The sequence below is a fragment of the Methanolinea sp. genome, assembly GCA_030055515.1.
GTDB lineage: Archaea > Halobacteriota > Methanomicrobia > Methanomicrobiales > Methanospirillaceae > Methanolinea_A.
Map to the genome: position 1 here is coordinate 55,808 of JASFYI010000004.1, position 17,648 is coordinate 73,455.

The window sequence follows — 17,648 nt, forward strand, 5'->3', positions numbered from 1 at the left end:
AGGGAATCCCCCTTCTGCCGTCTCCCGTCAGGTGCCCTGGGTGAGGAGGATCGTCCAGGCGATGAACCAGAACGCGAACGTCATGAACCCCTGGTAGAACCAGTCCTTTGCCCCCATCTTCTCCGCGCCGAGCCCGAGCAGGATGAAGAGGTGCTTCTGGAGGACGATCCCCGCCACCATGACGAGGAACGCGAGGACAGTGTAGGGCTGGATCCCGGCGACCTGGCCGGGCTCGACGAGGAGGTACGACGCGACGCCCGTTCCGATGCCGAGCAGGGACGCTGCCAGCGTCCTGTAGATCCGCACGAGGTGCTCGGCCTGCTTCTCCTCACGCGTCTTCTTCCGGGGCAATTCCACGGTCTCCACCGCCCCGGTGTCGTCTTCCCCGGCATCCGCCCCGCCTTTCCCCCCTTCGAGGGCCTTCAGCCTCTTTTCCCTCTCCCTCTCCCTCTCGGCCCTTTCCCTCTCGAGGGCCTCCCTGTACTTCTCGAGGAACGACTTTTTCCCGGGGTTCCTGCCCTTCCTGCCGGGGGAATCCGCACTCATCGTGGACACACCAGTAGTCCTATTTTTAGGTGCCCCGGAAATATGTAGCTTGGTATACCGATGGCGACCGCGCAGGGCCTGTCCGGGATCGACGTGAGGGCACTCGTGACCGAGTGGGAGCGTCTCCTCCCCCTCTGGGTCGACAAGGCCTACGAGGTCGTACCCGGCGCCCTCCTCATACGGCTGAAGGGAAAGGAGCACGCGAAGTACCAGCTCCTCGTCGAGCCGCCGGTGAGGGCCTACCTCACCGCCCGCGAAATACAGGTCCCGAAGATGCCGACGGCGTTCCCCATGCTCCTGCGCAAGTACCTCCTCGGGGGGCGCGTCCTCTCCGTCCGCCAGCACGGGATCCAGCGGATCGTCCTCCTCGAGGTGGGCAAGAGCGACCACCTCTTCCGCCTCGTCATCGAGCTCTTCGACAGGGGCAACGTCGTCCTCTGCGACCGGGACTGGACGATCATCCAGCCGCTCCGCCACCTCCGCTTTAAAGAGAGGGACGTTGTCCCCGGCGCGACCTACACCCTCCCCCCGGAGGGCCCCGCGACCTCGGGGCCCGAGGAGTTCGCCCGGTTCCTCTCGGGGGACCCTAGGGACATCGTCCGGGCCCTCGCGGTCGGGGCGATGCTCGGCGGGCCGTACGCGGAGTACATCTGCCGCAGGGCGGGGATCGAGAAGAAGGCGCCGGCAGGGGAGGTCCCCGCGGCAGCGCTCTACGGCGAGGTCGAGGCCCTCCTCCGCCGCGCCTCGGAGGGGATAGAGCCTGTCACCTCCCCGGACTCGTGCATCCCCTTCCCGCTCGAAGGGGGAGGCGGGACTGTACCGGGGGATCCCCTCGCCTTCAACCGGGCGCTCGACGCGTTCTTCCCCCCACCCGCGCAGCCGGCGGCCGGGGTGGAGGCGAGGATGGCGGAGGAGCGCGCGCGGGAGGACCACGTCAGGGCGCGGCAGCAGGAGGCGGTCAGGAAGTTCGAGGAGAAGATCGCGGCGTGCGAGAGGGCCGTCGAGGCTCTCTACTCCCACTATCCGCTTGTCTCCGAGGTCCTCGAAACGCTCCGGAAGGCCCGCGAGAGGTACTCGTGGCAGGAGATCGAGGCGATCGTCCGGGGTGCCCGCGAGGGTCCCGCGACGAGAATCGTCGCGTTCCACCCGGAGCGGAATGCAATCGAGATAGACCTCGGCGAGCGCGTCACCCTCGATGTGGGGGAGAGCATCGAGGCGAACGCGGCCGCGTACTACGAGGAGATCAAGAAGTACCGGAGGAAGATCGCCGGAGCGCTCGCCGCGATGGAGAGGGTCGTCCCCCGGAAGGAGCGCGGGGAGACCCGCGTGGCGCCGCCGAAGAAGAGGTGGTACCACCGGTTCCGCTGGTTCTTCACCTCTGACGGGGCACTCGTGGTCGGGGGGAGGGACGCGTCGCAGAACGAGGAACTCGTGAAGAAGTACATGGAGGGGAACGATTCCTTCGTCCACGCCGACGTGCACGGCGCGCCGGTCGTGATCGTGAAGGGCAGGACAGAGAAGTGGGACGAGGTCGCGTGTTTCGCCGCGTCGTACTCGGGCGCGTGGAAGAGCGGGCACCACTCCGCGGACGTGTACTGCGTGCGGCCGGAACAGGTGAGCAAGACCCCAGAGGCAGGCGAGTACGTGGCGAAGGGCGGGTTCATCGTGAGGGGCGAGCGCCGGTACTTCAGGGACGTCCCGCTCGGGGTCGCGATCGGGCTGCGGAAGGCCCCCGCGGCAGAGGTGATCGGGGGGCCGCCGGCGGCTGTCCGGGCATCCACAGGAATCGCGGTAAACCTCGTGCCGGGCCGTTTCGAGCCGAACGACGCGGCGAAGAAGGTGCTGCGGGCACTCCGGGAGAAGCTCTCCCCGGCGGAGCAGAGGGACTACAGGAAGGTCCTCACTGAGGAGGCGGTGGCCGCGTTCGTCCCCCCCGGGGGATCCGACCTCGTGGAGGAGGGCGGATGAAGGCCGAGGTCGGGGAACTGAAGAGGTCGTTTGGGGAGATTCGGCTCCTCCCCGAGAACGCCGACGACCTCTGGCACCTCTCCCACATCGTCGGCCCCGGGGACCTCGTCTTTGGGACCACGCTGCGGACGGTCGATGCGCCGTCCGACAAGCTGAGGCCGGAGAAGATGGAGAAGAGGCCCGTCCGGCTCGGGATCCGCGTGGAGAAGATCGAGCTCCACGAGCACTCGGGCCGCCTGCGGATCGCGGGGACGATCGAGCACGGCATCGACACCGGCGCCCACCACACCCTCAACGTCGAGCCGGGGTACGAGATCTCTGTCATCAGGCACTGGAAGCCGCACGACCTCGAGAGGATCGAGAGGGCTGTGAAAGCATCGGTCCACGAGCCCGTGCACGTCCTCGCAATCGAGGAGGGGGAGGCGACGCTCTTCCGCGTCCGCCAGTCGGGCCCCGAGGAGGTGGCATCGGTCTTTATGGGGAGCGGCAAGGGCGGGGAAGGGGGCTCGCGGCACGCGTTCTTTTCGCGGGTCGCGGGGGAGGTCTCGGCGGTCCGCGGGCCGCTCGTCATCGCGGGACCCGGCTTTGCGAAGGACGACTTCGCGCGGTTCCTCTCCTCCCACCACCCCGAGGTCGCGGGGAGGGTGATCCTCGTCGAGACGCGCAGGGCGGGCGCGGGGGCCGTCAGGGAGGTCGCGGGGCAGGGCGTGCTCGACCGCATCTGCGAGGACGCGCAGCTCGGGCGGGAGGTGCGGGCGATCGAGGAGCTCCTCCTGCGGATCGCAAAGGAGATGCCAGCCGCGTATGGGAGGGGGGAGGTCGAACGCGCGGTCGACTTCGGCGCGGCGGAGGAGGTCATGGTCTGCGATTCACTCCTCCACGACGCGGGAATCGCGGCGCTGCTCGAGAGGGCCGAGCAGCAGGGGGCCCGCGTGACCGTCCTCTCGGGCAGGTTCGACCCGGGAAAGCAGCTTGACGCCCTCGGCGGGATCGCCGCGATCCTGCGGTTCCACCTCGGGTGAGGGGGACTCCCCTCCGGTTACCTGCCGGCAGGGGATTCCCGGGAAAAAAGTTTACTTGAGGCCCTTAATCTCCCAGTCCTCTTCGGGGGCCTCGGCGGGGGCGGTGCGGCCGCCCCTCCTGCGGAGGAAGAAGAGGGCGACCGATACCCCTGCCGCGACGATGACCACGACTATCACGAGCTTGAGCACGAGGTCCATCGGGATTCCCCCGACCTCGGGTGCCGTGGGCGTGGGCGTCGTGGCCGTCGTCTCGGGCGGCGGCGTGGGCGGCGGCGGGGTGGCGACGAACAGGGCAAAGGTGCTCGTGTGGGTGATCTTCGCGCTGACGGTCCGCGATGCGCTGTCGACGGTCGTGGGCAGGTTCTCCCACGCGGACGTGGCCGGGTTGAACCACTTCAGGGAGAGGTCCTTGCCCGCGAGGCGCGGCCAGTCTCCCTCGGGGATGACGAGGGAGAGCGTGACGTAGGGATCGAACCGGGCGCCGGACGGCTCCACCTCGTAGGCGTAGCCGGCGAACGCGAACCCTGCTGCGGGGACATTCGGGAGTTTACCCTCGGAAAGCGGCTTTATGCTCAGCGTGCGGAGCGGTGCGCCCGAGGCGTCCTCCGGCTTCATCCCGTTGGGCAGGAAGAGCGTCCCGACCCCGTCCTCGGCGACGATCGTGACCGACTGGGAGAGGGTGAGCGCCGAGTTCAGGGGCAGGATGCCTCCGGGGACCGGCGGGACGCCGGGCGTCGTCGGGGTCGGGGTGGGGGTCGCGGTCGGCGTCGCGGTCGCGCCGCCCACGGCGAAGAACCCTCCACCGCCACCCCCACCGCCGCCACCCCCGCCACCTCCGCCGCCCGCGGCGCTGCGGACGTTGATGTAGTGCAGCTTCGTCATGGCCCCGCTCGTCTCGTTGTTCCACGCGGTGAGCGTGACGGTGTAGGTCCCATAGAGGTACTGGTGGCTCGGGTTCTGCTCCGTGGACGTCTTCCCGTCGCCGAAGTCCCACAGCCAGTTCGTGGGGAATCCGACCGTGAGGTCAGTGAAGTTCACGACGAGGGGTTCCGTCCCCGTGACCGGGCTCCCGATGAAATCCACCACGAAGACGGATCGGTTCGTCCTGAGGTTGAGCCGCGTGAGCTGGCCCGAGCGGAAAGGATACGTATTCGTCCACGTTCCTCCTGCCTGGACGTCCAGGCATTCCGCGGGAACCCTGTCGATGAAGAACTGTATCGGAGCCCCCTCCTCTATGCAGCCGTAGACCTGGAGCCTCTGGTCAAAGGAACCAGGACCACCGTAGAACCCGGGATTCGTCACGGTGAAGGGGTTCCCGGCCCCCGTCTGGCCACCCACGACGCGCGCCTCGATCGTCGTACCAGCGGGTGCGGGGATGCCATCCCTGACAGTCACCTCGCCGTAGAACTGGTGGGGCAGCGGGGGAACGCAGGTCGGGGTTGGCGTCGGTGTCACTGTGGGGGTGGGCGTTGGAGAAATTGTGGGAGAAGCGGTGGGTGGAGCGGTCGGGGAAGTGGTCGGGACCGGGGATGTGGTCGGGACCGGGGATGTCGTGGGGCTGGCCGTCGGGGTTGTTGTGGAGGTTGTTGGGGGGACGGTCGTCGGTGGTGGCGTCGTCGGCGATGCTGTGGGTACCGGCGACGTGGTGGGCTGCGTGGTGGGCGTCACGACACCCGTGACCGCGAGGTCCACGTTCTTGTAACCCCCCGCAGAGAACGTGGATGTCTGCGGTGCCTTGATCCCATTCACGTAGAACTCGACAGGGATCCTGCAGCCGCACTCGTACTCACTCGAGGTGACTGCGGCGATGAGGTGGTCGTAGACTCCCGGTACTGTCACGGTGATGTCACCGCGGACGGTGCCGTACACGACTGTCTGGATAACTGTTCCGACCGGCGCGGGGGCACCGTTAATCGTGACCGTCCCGTAGTACGTGCAGGGGATTGGAGGGGGGGAATCGGCCACTGCGATCCCTGCTGCGAGTCCGATAATCAGGAAAAAAATGAGTGGCTTCGTCGACATTTCGCTCCTCGCTGGGTACCGGGATGGGCCGCGATCAGGCACTGATCGCGGCCAGGGTCCCGGGCGAGCTCATGAACAACCAGTAGCCCTTGAACGGGTACATTGGGTTCGTGTCGCTGTGGCTCCCCGAGCCACCGTTGATCAGGGAGGTCTCGTAGGCCTGCGACGCTGCATTGAACCCGATGGCCTGCGTCCACTGGTTCTTCACGGATATCAGGGTGTCCTTCGCACTCGTCGGGTTCACGTCCGAGAACCCGATCGCGTTCCAGCCGGAGGAGAGATCCTTCGTCGGCGGGAGGGCAAGCGGGTCGTTCTTGTACGTCAAGGGCACGTCGACCGTCGCCGTCGAGTAGATCCAGATCCCGTCGAGGGGTTTGACGACCGAATCTTCCGTCATCTGCCTCCAGATCCCGCTCGCGGCGTCGTAGAGGAAGACCGACCTTCCGCCCTTATCCACACCCGCAAAGACCGTCCCGACAGTGTTCTGGCCGTCGGCAAGAGTCCTCGGCGTCGAGACGAAGTTCCAGCCGGGGTACAGCCTCATCGTGCTCGCCGGCGGGGTCGTCGGGGTCGGGGTGGGGGTGCCCGTCGGCCCGGGTCCTGCCGTCACTGTGATGTACGCGTTCTTCGTGATCGAGGAGGTTCCGGTGGCACCCGTAATTGTGAGAGTCACCGAGTACGTCCCCGGGCTCGAATAGACGTGCAGGGGATTCTCCTCGCCGGAAGTGGATCCGTCACCGAAGTTCCACTCGCGCGTCGTCGGCGACCCTATGGAGAGGTCGGTGAACTGGACGGAGAGCGGGGCGGGACCGTTTCTCGGCGTCCCGGAGAAATCTGCCTGCAGGGCCGTGTTGCTCTCGACGGTGAAGTTCAGGACCAGAATCCTGTCATCGACGTTCCTGTCACTGAATCCCTGGAGAAGGGCATGGAGCGCTGCCGTCCCCGCGAGGCGGTCTGGCCCGTCGATAACGAAGAGCTTGCTCCAACGGACTGGCGTAGCAGTGACGACGAACTTCTTGTTGACGTCAGGGTACCATACCTCATCTCTAAGGACCGCAGGGTCAAACCGTAACCACGGGCACCAGTCTGACTGGTCACAAATCTTTGTTTCAGGTATAATATCGAGCCTGTGGTTATACATGGGATGCTGGACAACGATGGTATAGGTTCCGGGCTCGAGGGCAAGGGTATTAATATAATTAGCTAAATTAATGGAGTATTTTCCTGTATTACAGTCAGGGAAAACAGTATCGAAAACGTATTTCTGACCAGCCACTTTATTCTCGCCAAACACCCAGAACCCGAGTGGTACGGTATTATATTGTTGACCAATTGCCTCTCCCCTCATACCTGTCACGGTTCCACTCACAGATATGGAAGGAGGAATACAGCATACAATCTTCAAGACCTTTGGATTGATTGTTCCTGTAATGGAAGGTTCAAGGAATGTAAACGGTTTTTTAGCCCATGCAGCGCATGTCACATTCACGCCACTGCACTCGTTACAAGGTACACCTTCGAGAGCAGGGGCATCATTAGGCATACTTGTCGCATAGATCGTATATCTTCCAAGATCTATCTGCAGATTACGCGTGACCCACCTGTATTCCCATGTTCCGTCAGATTTCACAGGAATAGCCGTGAACGTCGAGGCATTTCCGTTCACAACCGTTTTTGTTGCATTCATATCGACGCCAGCGCAGTTCTGGCATGGTCCCGTGATGAAGAGATAGGTTGTGCGGGAATCTGTGTTTGTTCCGAAAATTCTGATGGTTTCACCAAGGTACCCTTCGTCGGAAGTTACCCCACACACCTCAGTATTGATTGTCACAACACCTTTCTGCACATTCACGCACGTTTCTGCGTACGGCCTTGTTGGGTCCAATTCACAGACATCGTATGGAATCCATCGCTGCGTTCGTATCTTGTACGAAGATGGGGCAGTACATGTGCTTGTTTGCCATTCGATTGTTCTTTCTCCTTTTTCGTCAGTATAAACAAGAGCATAGTAATATTTCCCCCCATCTGGGCTGTGGGGAAGTATGCCATATAGTTTTTCGGTGCAGTAACATCCACACCATTCGATGAGTGTATCACCAATCGTGTAATATTTGCCATTTATTCCCCCACCATTGACCGGTTGTCTATATGTGCAGCCACAGTCACTGCACGTTTGATACATATCACAAATACTGCCTATTGTGCGGGGACAGGAAATCTCGAAAGAACCATACTGGTCTGTAAATTTAATCCCCTCTTGTCCAGGCGTAATCATTGGGGGTTGGTCACAACATACACCTGACATAGCATCGTCGCAGCAGCCATTTGGACAGCCATCACAATCCTTAATCCATATGAGATAAGTGGTATTGGGAATTCCTTTTACTGTTGTATAAAATTTGTCTCCTCGAATGAGGGATGCAGGATTGACTGTCAGGGTAGGTTTCTCTTCTTCAAGTGTTACTGTTTTAATTGTCCCCTTAAATCCTAAATTATTTTGATTGCATTCTATCCATACCTGGTAGGTTCCGGGACTATACACGGGGAAACTCGTGATAGGATCGATAGCGTCTGTTTTCCACCCATTTGCTTTATAATAAATAGATCCATTTCCTGACGACCAATACCAGGGTGACGAATTAACGGCAAGATAAGTGAGATCTCTCTGCGAAGCGGTGGGAACTGTCGGAGACCACAGTTTATTGTACGTGACCCCTCCTGGTCCTTTCACAACAATCCTGCAATCAAATGTCGATGAAGGACTTCTCAGGAAAATGTAATGGAGTGAAGACTGGGTGAGCTCAAAGTCAAGAATGTCCCCGATGAGGGCAGTACCATCTGTGACATCCGTATTATAACCGACAGTGCTTGGCCCAAGATCCCTGATTCTCAATATGGCTTCCGGAGCGACAACTGTAAATGCAGGCTCTGTTGGATTAGTCTGCCCAGATTCATACAATCTCCACCAAAAACCTTTTCCTTCGGTTCCAACGAACGGAGATGTTGGACTGTCATCGATATTAAAATTCGTCAGAACATACCCAGAGAGGTCGATTTGCCTGTCAGGGGGATTGCTCATACTCGATGTTGAATCCCACCATGCGAGATATTGTGCACTCCCAACAGCGGCGGTTACATCGAGGCCTTCCTCTCCCAGAATAACAGTTCCACCCTGGGGAACAACATTCAACTGCGCCGAAGCCGGTAGCACCATCGCGGCGATCGCGATGCCCATCACTAACGAGAGGAGAACTTTCTCTTGAAGCGTCATTTTGGACCACCTTGATTGTATATAACAAGAGAGGTATCCCGGACGTCCAGCTTGGGGATTATCCACTCTTTTATATGGTGAGGGTTAAGGTGGATATACATATATATTTTTCCATCGCCCATTTCGGTGAATGACCCCTCGGGCACCCCGGGACTGCGATTCCGGGGTTAGTCCGGTGAGATTCACGGTGATGTTTGGTATATTAAGCTATCCTTTTTTTCACGAGTGTTGCGGTAACATATCATGTTAAAAAACCGTATTTTCAATCCGGGCTGCATCAATTCCATTTTTATTCGATTATTCAGGGCAGAAGTCCTCGCGGCACTGGTGCCAACGGTGTGCGACATTCCCGTGGCAGTCGCGCGAGATCGTGCACGTGAGAACGAGTGCGCTCCCATTGCCAGTCGCGGGAGGTTCTGCCCTTTTTTTGTGAGATCAAAGGGAGAAGATCGTGATATAGATAGTGAAAAATTGGAAGAATGGCGAAATTTAGAAGAAAGATTCATTTTTTAGAGCGCTCACTCCGGCGGTCCCCCGCGTCCCGGCCTTATCCTTACGATGTAGAACGCCACTCCCGCGGCGACGGCGATGACCACGACAAGGATCGCAACGGGCACCTGCGGGAATTCTGCCCCGGGGGTGGGAGTGGGAGCCGGGGTCCCGGCGGTCGGGACGGGCGTTTCTGCCGGTGCCCTCGCGAACAGCCCGTAGATGCCGCCTTGGGTGATGGGCGCACTCACCGTGCGGCTGTCCTGGTCCGTGGATGTGGGAAGCGGTATCCAAGTCCCTTTTAGCGGGTCGAAATGCATGAGGACGAGGTCGCGGCCCGCGAGGGCATTCCACTCCTCGGCGGTGAACTGGAGCGACAGCGTCGCACCGGGGTCGAGGAGCGTGCAGTTCGGGCTGACTATGTAGGCATATCCCGTGAACGCGGGATCAGCAGGGACGGGGGGGAGGTCCCGCTCGGCAACCGGGAACAGCTCGATCGTCAGGGGCTGCGGACCATCCCCGCAGGTCACTGCGACGGCCGTCCCGATGGATACCGAGGCCCTGCCGTCCGGCGAGACGATCGTGACCGGCTGCAGGGTCCTGCCGTCGGGCCCGAGCGGGAGAGGTCCTGCCGGCGTTACCGTGGGAGTCGGTGTGGGTGTGGGGGTGGGCGTCGGGGTTCCCGTGATGAGGAAGGTGCCCCCTCCTCCGCCTCCACCGCCACCACCGCCGCCACCCCTCTGGGACGCGATGATGTAGTCGGTCCGGGTCACGGTATCCGTCGCCGTGCCGTTCGAGACCGTGAGCGACACGGTGTACCCTCCCGGCCGGGTGTAGATGTGGCTTGGGTTCCTCTCGTCGGAGTAGCTCCCGTCACCGAACGACCAGTTCCACGAGGTGGGGTTCCCCGTGGAGATGTCCGCGAAGAGGACCGTGAGCGGGATGAAACCAGACCTCGGGGCTCCCACGAAGTCTGCCTGCAGGCCCGGCGGCGGCGGTGGTGGCTGTCCTGTCACATTGATGTAATTGGTCCTCGTCTTGGAGCCTGACCCGTATTCATTTGCGACGGTGAGGGAAACGGTGTAGGTCCCGCCGTACTGGTACACGTGGACAGGGTTCTGCACGGAGGAGACACTGCCGTCGCCGAACGTCCATGACCATGCCGTCGGTTCACCCGTGGAGAGGTCGGAGAATGCGACCGGGAGCGGGGCCTCTCCGGACGTGACGTTGGCAACGAAGTCGGCGACGGGCGGGATCCCGTGCACGGCGATGTAATTTGTCTTGGTCTCGGTGTCGATACCGCCAAGACCCCTCACCCGGAGCGAGACGGTGTAGTTCCCGGGCTGTGCATAGGTGTGGACCGGGTTTCTCGCCGTGGAACTGCCCCCGTCACCGAAATTCCAGATCCACTCGTACATGGACCCCGTGGAGAGGTCGGTGAACTGGACGGTGAGAGGCACGGGCCCCGACGTCACGTTCGCAACGAACTGTGCGACGGGCGGGGGAGGCACGGGCACGACCCTTATGTAGTCAACCCTCGTCATCGTCGACGGTGTACCCGCCCCCTGTCTCACCGTCAGCGAGACGGTGTAGGTGCCGACAGACCCGTATGTGTGGACCGGATTCTGCGCTGTGGATGTCCCACCGTCACCGAAAGTCCAGAACCACGTGTCGTGGGGTCCGGTGGACGTGTCCGTGAACTGGACCGCGAGGGGAACGAATCCCACCGTGGGGTCAGCGGTGAAACCGGCCTGCAGCGGAGGAGCAGTGGGCGTGGGTGTCGGGGTAGGTGTCGAGGTAGGAGTGGACGTAGGTGTCGGTGTCAAGGTAGGTGTGGGCGTGGGTGTCGGTGTCGGCGCGGGCCCCGTGACGTTGATGTACTGGGCCTTCGTCTCGGTCCCGGAACCGATATCGTTTGTCACGGTCAGGGTGACATCGTAGAGGCCAGGGTTGTTGTAGGTGTGGACCGGGTCCTGTGCGGTTCCGTTCGGAGTATTGTCACCGAAGTCCCACTGGTAACCTAAGGGCCGGGTACCGTCGGAGAGATCGGTGAACTCCACTGTGAGCGGCGCGGTCCCCGCGGTCCGGTTGGCAGTGAAGTTTGCGCGCGGAGAGGTCCCGAGGAGGACGGTATCGTGGTCGAGGGCCACGACCGTGTTGTTCCCGTCCGCGCCGAGGGCGTAGAGGTCGAAAGTCCCGTCGAGGAGCCCCTGCAGGTCGCCGTGGGGAATCGTGACCTGGGACGCGTGCGTCGCGTACCCCGACGTCCCGTATCCCGGCGTGATGTTGATCTTCGAGAAGTGGGCCGAGTGCGGCGGGGTTGCGTTCCCGACGGCGAAGACGGAATAGGAGACGACCTTCTTGAAGTCGTCCAAGCCTAGGCCTGTCTCCCGGAGAATGGCGAGGAAGGGATTCCCGGAGAGGACCTGCTCGGGGGTAACGGAACCCCCAACCTCCCCGAGGGCCGTCATGTTCACCCTCACGAGTACATCGTAGGTCTCGTTCCCTTTCACGAGGAGGTACGTGATATTCTTCACGGGTGCCGGGTTCTGGAACGTGAGCTCGAGGTCTGCGCCGGACCGCTTGTCGTACCTGTAGGGAGGGGTCTTTCCAACCAGTTCCAGCCTGTTGTCACCGTCTGTCACGAGGACCGGCCATGCCGCGTAGACGGCGATTTTATTTTCAGGGGGCGGGGAATAACGGAACGCGTAGAGGACATGATTCCCGGACTTTGGAATTACAATCGAGCTTTGGGATGTTATCTGGGCAATATTCCTCTCGAGGAGAAAACCGGAAAGGTTGTTCTCGTTCTTTAAGAGCGTGAAGCCGAGGTCATGCTCCCTGAAGTCGTCGGGATCGATATTGATAAGTACTTTTTTCCCTATTGTTCCGTCCGGTTGAATCTCGAGGCCGAGGATCCCAGACTGGCTGTCGTAGGAGCGCATGACGTAGAGCCGGTCGGTATTCTTCAGTAGTCCCTCCATGGTGAGATTGAGGCGGAGATTCGGGTCGATGATCCTCGAGAGAAATACGTCCCCGCTGGCCGGTCCTTGCACGACCACGTGGACCACGGGTACCGCGACGACCTTGAAGAAGGTGTAATTCCTGAATCCTATCCCCGAGACGGTCGTGTCCGTGCCGCCGAGGATGGTGAGTGTGTTCCCGTGCCACGTCGCATTTTCAGACGAGAAGATCCTCCGGATATTCCGGACTTCCGGAAAGAGGATGTTCTTCACGTCCGAATCATCGCCGGCGGTCGAGTGGATGGTGACCCTCGAGACCGAGAGATTCATGAGGTCAACGGTCTCGACCGACGAGACCGTCATATTTTTGTAAGTCTGGCTCGCGTTCAGGTCGAGACGGGCAAAAGGGGGTGGTGCCGCGCTGCACGGCAGCACCATGCCCACGACGAGGACAATCGCGACGGGGAGCAGGAACGTGGTGGTTCCCGGACCGGAACGTCGTGGGATTATCCGGTCTTTCCCCGCAGGGTACCATTTCATACTCTTCGCTTCCTCCACGTGGCGTGTTCCCCGGGGCCTTTGGTTCGCCCTCCTAAAGGGGTCCACACGTTTATATACATGGTGCTTGTTCGAGGTTACATTTAAACTTATGGGGAAAAAGGCCGTTTCCGGCCCTCGATTCACCGCGGGAGGAAAGGTGCAGGGACACCTGCTGACGGAAGACGGACGCGTGGCAGGAGTCGCGGGTGAATGGGAGGCGACGGTGGAAACCGGGGAAAGGGGCGGGCACTCCCACCCGCGTGAGCTCCCCGGAAATCCATTGCATCGGCTTGATAACGGGGAACCGATAATAGTCTCTCATGGGAACGGAAAGCGAAAACCACGGCCATGTTTTTTTCCTGCGCATCCTCTTTGCCATCTCCCTCCTCGTCCCGGCAGCAAGTGCCCTCTCGGTCACGGTCACCCCGGACCGCATCGGGGCGGGCGACACGGTCACGATCGCCGTCACGGATCTCGCGGACAACAGCACATTCGCGCTCAGGGTGGACGGGGCATTCCCGGTCGGCGCGGACGGGAAGTTCACCTTCAGGGTGGAGAACCTCGTCCTGCCATTCGCGCTCCGCGACGGGACCCTCTCGGCCACCCTGAGGAACACCGAGACGAACGTCCTCACCGTGCAGAAGGGTGACACCGAGGTGAAGAAGGTGGGGACGTCCCGGGACGGGGTCTTCACGACGAGCGACTCCGGCTCGATCCCCGCGGGGACCTACGAAGTGATATCGCTCGAGGGGACGGCGGCCCCGGGCGCGACGATGGTCGTCGCGGCACTCACCCTCGAAGGGAAGAAGAGCGGGCCCGCCGACTCTGTCATCACGTTCGTCGTTGCCGGGATCCCCCAGGGTACCGTCACCGTGACCGTGACCGTCGACGGCGCGATGGCCCTCTCGCGCACCTACGCCCTCGGGGGACAGCCGGCGACCACGGCGACGACACCCGCGACGAGCCCGACTACCAGTCCTGCCACTACGGTGGCGACCGCGACCCCGACGCCGACACCGCTCCCCGCGGGAGGAGGCGGTGGTGGAGGGGGCGGGGGGACGGCGTCCATCGGGATCCCGGGGACGACCACCGCCACCGTGACGGCCACGCCGGCAGTGACGGAGAGCCCGCACGCGAACATCTCGCAGCCCGTCCCGCCCGAAACGGCAGTGACGGTCACGGAAACGGAACCCGCGACGACCCCGCCCCCGCCCACGAGGTCACCGTCCTTCCCGCTCGCCGCGGCTCTCGCCCTCGCCCTCGTGGCCATTGCCACCCGGAAGGTGCCCTGATCCCCGCATGCCCGATCTCACCCCGGACGAGCGCCCTCCCCTCCCCCCCCTCGGGGAGATCCTCCTCGCCCTCAACCCCGCGGAGACTCCCGCGGACCTCGCGCTCGTCTACGCGTGGACGTTCCTCTCGGTGGTCGCGATCTACGCCCCGGTCGTCAGCGAAAGCCCCCTCCGCGTCGTCCTCGCTCTCCCCATGGTCCTCTTCGTCCCGGGGTATGCCCTGATCGCGGCACTCTTCCCCGGGAAGGGGGAGATCGACGGGATAGAGCGTCTCGCCCTCTCGTTCGGCCTCTCGATAGCGGTCGTCCCGCTCATCGGCCTCGTCCTTAACTACACGCCATTTGGGATCAGGCTCGACCCCGTCGTCGTCTCGCTCGTCGTGTTCACGTGGTCGATGGCAGTGACCGCGCAGGTGAGGCGCGCGAGGCTCCCCCCCGGGGAACGGTTCTCGGTTCCATTCCGCGAGATGTGGGCGGAAGCGAAGAGCGAACTCTTCCCCGCGGACGCTTCCCGCCTCGACCGTGCCCTCTCGGTCCTCCTCGTCGCCGCGGTGGTGGCTGCAGTCGGGACGACCGTGTACGTCATCGCCGTCCCGAAGGAAGGGGAAAAATTCACCGAGTTCTACATCCTCGGCAGGGAGGGGAAGGCCGCGGACTATCCTACCGAGCTCGTCGTCGGGAGACCCGAGTCCATCATCGTCGGCATCGGCAACCACGAGTACAGGAACGTCACGTACTTCGTCGAGATCCTCCTGCTCGAGGCGCGTTTCGACACCGCCACGAACGAGAGCACCATCCCCTCGATGAAGAGGATGGCCTCATTCGCGGTCACTGTCCCGCACAACGCGACCTACGAGCAGCGCCACAACTTCACGCCGGGGAACCGCGAGGCAAACCAGGTGAAGTTCCTCCTCTTCAGGGACGAGCCGCCCCCCGACTCGGTCTGGGGCATGGACAGGATCAACGCGAGTTACCGGGACCTCCACCTGTGGGTCCGCGTGAGGGAAGGCCCCGGAAGACCGCGGTAACCTTCTTTTCCCCCTCGTCGAGCGAGACGTGCGTGACCTGCCACGGGATGCCCGTTCCCCGCGCGAGCATGCATGCCGCGAGGCTGCAGAGGCCGCAGGGATGCATCGTGCAGCACTTGGGGGACTCCCGCGCTACTGCAAGGCAACCGGGAAAGAGCCGGTATCCCCGCGCGGTCACCACGAGCGACTCGCCCTCCCGTTCCACCTCCACGCTCTCCGCGAGCCCGAGGACGTCCACGGCGAGCTCGCGTACCGCGGCCACAATCTCTCCTTCCGCCTCCGGGACAACGAGGGCGAGCTTGCGCTCGCAGTACTCGAGGAGGTGGGCTGCCGCCGGGAGGAGGGCGATTCCCGGCGTCCCGGTCCCCGTCACGAAGGTGAAGTCGGGAATCTCACCCGGCAGGCCCTGCCCGGCGACAGGCACGAACTCGCGGACCGGCCCGCCGCCCGGGGTGGGGACGAACCACGCGTCCCCCCTGACCCCGAGGTCGGCGCAGGCGCGGCACAGGTTCACCGTGGATGACGCCGAGAGGAGGGATGCGACCTCCGCGTCGAAGGGCTGCTCCCTTGCAAAGGACAGGACGAAGACGGCGGAGAGGAACGTCCCGACCCCGCTGAGGAAGAGCGTGGCAGTGACGACGTCATTCCTGCCGGTCAGCGTCGCGACGGAGAGGAGGACCGCGGCGGCGCCGAGGAGGACGCACCCCGCGACGAGGGAATCGTGGGCGGCGGGAATCTTCACGGGGAACCACCTGTGGCGCGGGAGACGATGTGCGACGCGGTACCGAGGACAACGAGGGCCGCCGCGGCGGACGCGGCGAGGATGGCGAGGAGGGGGATAAAAACGTGCCTCTGCGACGCGAGGGAGAACGCGAGCACCCACGGGATGAGGAGAACGACACCGGGCGGGAGGGTATCTTCCCCCGTCCCGCGGGCCTTGCAGGAGAGGACGAGGGCGAGCAGGAGGAATGTCTCGGCGGTGGCCGAGAGGTACGGGGACGCGTCCCACGCGAGGAACACGGGGGGCTGCCCCGCGAGGAAGAGTGCGACGGGGTCCTGCTTCCCGCGGTGGGCAGAGAGTGCCGGCAGGGCAAGGACCGGCCCGCACGCGATCGCGGCGAGGGCGGGGGAGGTGCCCGCGAGGACGACCGCCGCGGCGGCAGAGCCCACGGAAATTCCAATGAAGACGGGAAATTCCCCCCTCACGCGATCACCCTCACCGCAGAGAAACCGCTGCCCCGCAGGCGGCGCACGAGCCCGGGGGAGAGGGCCTCTTCCGGGATGCCGATCCGCGCGTCGATCCCGCGCCGGCGTGCGTGCAGGCCGAGGATCGCGAGGTGGCTTGGGTCCCCCGTCCCGTGCGAGAGGACGTAGAGCGCGGTCTCCCTCTCCCTCGCGAGCGCGCGGGCGCACTGGACCTCGAAGGGGATTGGTTCCACCGCGGGGACGAACGCGTTGTACACCTCGAGGAGGCGGCGCGTGAACTCCTCACCTCCGGTGCCGGCGGCCTCGCCCGCGAGTCTCTGCCGGAACCCCTCCGCGATCCCCGGGTCGAGGAGTCTGTAGCAGCGGACAGCCTGCGGGGGGGAGTGGTATTCCCGCAGGGCCTTCTCGACCCGTGCCGGCGACCTCCCGCCCGGGAGGAACGAGAGGAGGTTGGGCCCGGAGATGACCATGAGGCTGCACCCGCGGGGACTCTTGCACATCTCGCGCGCGGCGTCGAGCGCCGCACCGAGAACCGCGTCCCGGAGGCGCGCGGGAAAGGGGACGGACCCGTCCGGGAGGTCGACGACGAGGAGGGGGCTCTTGCCCTCGAGGCCGGAGAGCTCCCTCACGAATACCTTCCCGTGCTTCGCCGTGAGCTTCCAGTCGATCATTCGCGGGTCGTCCCCCGGGATGTACTCGCGGAATGACCGCACCCCGTGTCCCTGGAGCAGAGCCCGGGCATCTCCCTCGACCTCGCCGAACACCTGCGTCCCCTCGCCCGGCCTGAACCGGGCGACGGGGTCCACCCAGAGGGTGGGGGAAGAGAAACTGCCCCCCCTGAACGGGAGGAGGAGCGAGAAGAACGCGTCCTGCACGACGATATCGAGACCGCGGAAGGGGAGCCTGCCGCACGAGAAGGGGGAGATCGCGTAGGCGAGGGGCACGGTGGCAGGTCCCGGGATGCCGTGCACCGCGGTCGCCGTCCCGCCCGTGACCTGTGCGCCGGCGGGCGGGCGATCGGCGATCGCGACGCGGAGCCCGCGGGGGAGGGTGAACTGCACGGTGCACGCGACCTTGACCGCCCCGCCCTGCCGGAGGAATGCGGGAGTGGCATCCCGCCGGACACTCGTGCCCGAGGCGAGGATCTTCGCGGAATGGAGGAAAGAGAACGCCCTCCACGCGACGAGCCCGGCGATCGAGCCCGAGAGGAAGAGGGCCGGCGCGGAGTCGAGGAGGAAGGCGTAGAGGAGGAGGAAGGCTGCAGCGGAGAGGAGCACGAGGGAATGGCGCGTCGGCCTCACG

Annotated in this window: 11 protein-coding genes; 4 read left to right on the plus strand and 7 right to left on the minus strand. The window is 63.5% G+C overall.

Features of this window, described 5'->3' with window-relative positions:
- Window positions 1–27 precede the first annotated feature (27 nt).
- Window positions 28–546, minus strand: coding sequence for a hypothetical protein (locus QFX32_07855; GenBank protein ID MDI9633948.1), 519 nt, complete (start codon window positions 544–546; stop codon window positions 28–30).
- A 60-nt stretch (window positions 547–606) separates the two neighbouring features.
- Between QFX32_07855 and rqcH the strand changes: the two genes are divergently transcribed.
- Window positions 607–2,514, plus strand: a complete 1,908-nt coding sequence (gene rqcH / locus QFX32_07860) for a ribosome rescue protein RqcH (GenBank protein ID MDI9633949.1) — start codon at window positions 607–609, stop codon at window positions 2,512–2,514.
- Window positions 2,511–3,536 (plus strand): mRNA surveillance protein pelota, encoded by a 1,026-nt coding sequence (locus QFX32_07865; protein MDI9633950.1) that lies wholly within the window; start codon window positions 2,511–2,513, stop codon window positions 3,534–3,536. The genes rqcH and QFX32_07865 overlap by 4 nt, the downstream gene beginning before the upstream one ends.
- A gap of 51 nt (window positions 3,537–3,587) precedes the next feature.
- Here QFX32_07865 and QFX32_07870 read toward each other — a convergent pair whose 3' ends face one another.
- The 3 genes from QFX32_07870 to QFX32_07880 all read right to left on the minus strand — a co-directional run bounded on the left by QFX32_07870 (window position 3,588) and on the right by QFX32_07880 (window position 12,821).
- The gene (locus tag QFX32_07870) at window positions 3,588–5,558 is read right to left on the minus strand and encodes a PKD domain-containing protein (protein ID MDI9633951.1); all 1,971 of its coding nucleotides are present in this window, start codon (window positions 5,556–5,558) and stop codon (window positions 3,588–3,590) included.
- A 34-nt stretch (window positions 5,559–5,592) separates the two neighbouring features.
- Entirely contained in the window at window positions 5,593–6,699 is a 1,107-nt protein-coding gene (locus tag QFX32_07875) for a PKD domain-containing protein (protein ID MDI9633952.1), read from the minus strand.
- Between the two features lie 2,648 nt (window positions 6,700–9,347).
- Complete coding sequence (locus tag QFX32_07880; GenBank protein ID MDI9633953.1) at window positions 9,348–12,821, minus strand: PKD domain-containing protein; 3,474 nt, start codon at window positions 12,819–12,821, stop codon at window positions 9,348–9,350.
- Window positions 12,822–13,141: 320 nt separating this feature from the next.
- On the opposite strand from QFX32_07880, the gene QFX32_07885 reads away from it, so the two are divergent.
- Together QFX32_07885 and QFX32_07890 are read left to right on the plus strand one after the other, a co-directional pair.
- Window positions 13,142–14,113: a hypothetical protein gene (locus QFX32_07885; protein MDI9633954.1), complete on the plus strand. Its 972-nt coding sequence runs from the start codon at window positions 13,142–13,144 to the stop codon at window positions 14,111–14,113.
- 7 nt (window positions 14,114–14,120) lie between these two features.
- Window positions 14,121–15,140 (plus strand): DUF1616 domain-containing protein, encoded by a 1,020-nt coding sequence (locus tag QFX32_07890; GenBank protein MDI9633955.1) that lies wholly within the window; start codon window positions 14,121–14,123, stop codon window positions 15,138–15,140.
- Here the strand turns inward: QFX32_07890 and QFX32_07895 are convergent.
- From QFX32_07895 to QFX32_07905, 3 genes are read right to left on the minus strand one after another with little or no spacing between them, the layout of a single operon-like run.
- A complete protein-coding gene (locus QFX32_07895) occupies window positions 15,073–15,882 on the minus strand; it encodes a hypothetical protein (protein MDI9633956.1) in 810 nt (269 codons plus the stop codon). The two genes, QFX32_07890 and QFX32_07895, sit on opposite strands and share 68 nt — an antisense overlap.
- A complete protein-coding gene (locus tag QFX32_07900; GenBank protein ID MDI9633957.1) occupies window positions 15,879–16,310 on the minus strand; it encodes a hypothetical protein in 432 nt (143 codons plus the stop codon). Before QFX32_07900 ends, QFX32_07895 begins: the two co-directional genes overlap by 4 nt.
- Window positions 16,311–16,342: 32 nt before the next feature.
- On the minus strand, window positions 16,343–17,647 hold the full coding sequence (locus tag QFX32_07905) for a DUF58 domain-containing protein (GenBank protein MDI9633958.1): 1,305 nt from the start codon (window positions 17,645–17,647) through the stop codon (window positions 16,343–16,345).
- Between the last annotated feature and the right edge of the window lies 1 nt (window position 17,648).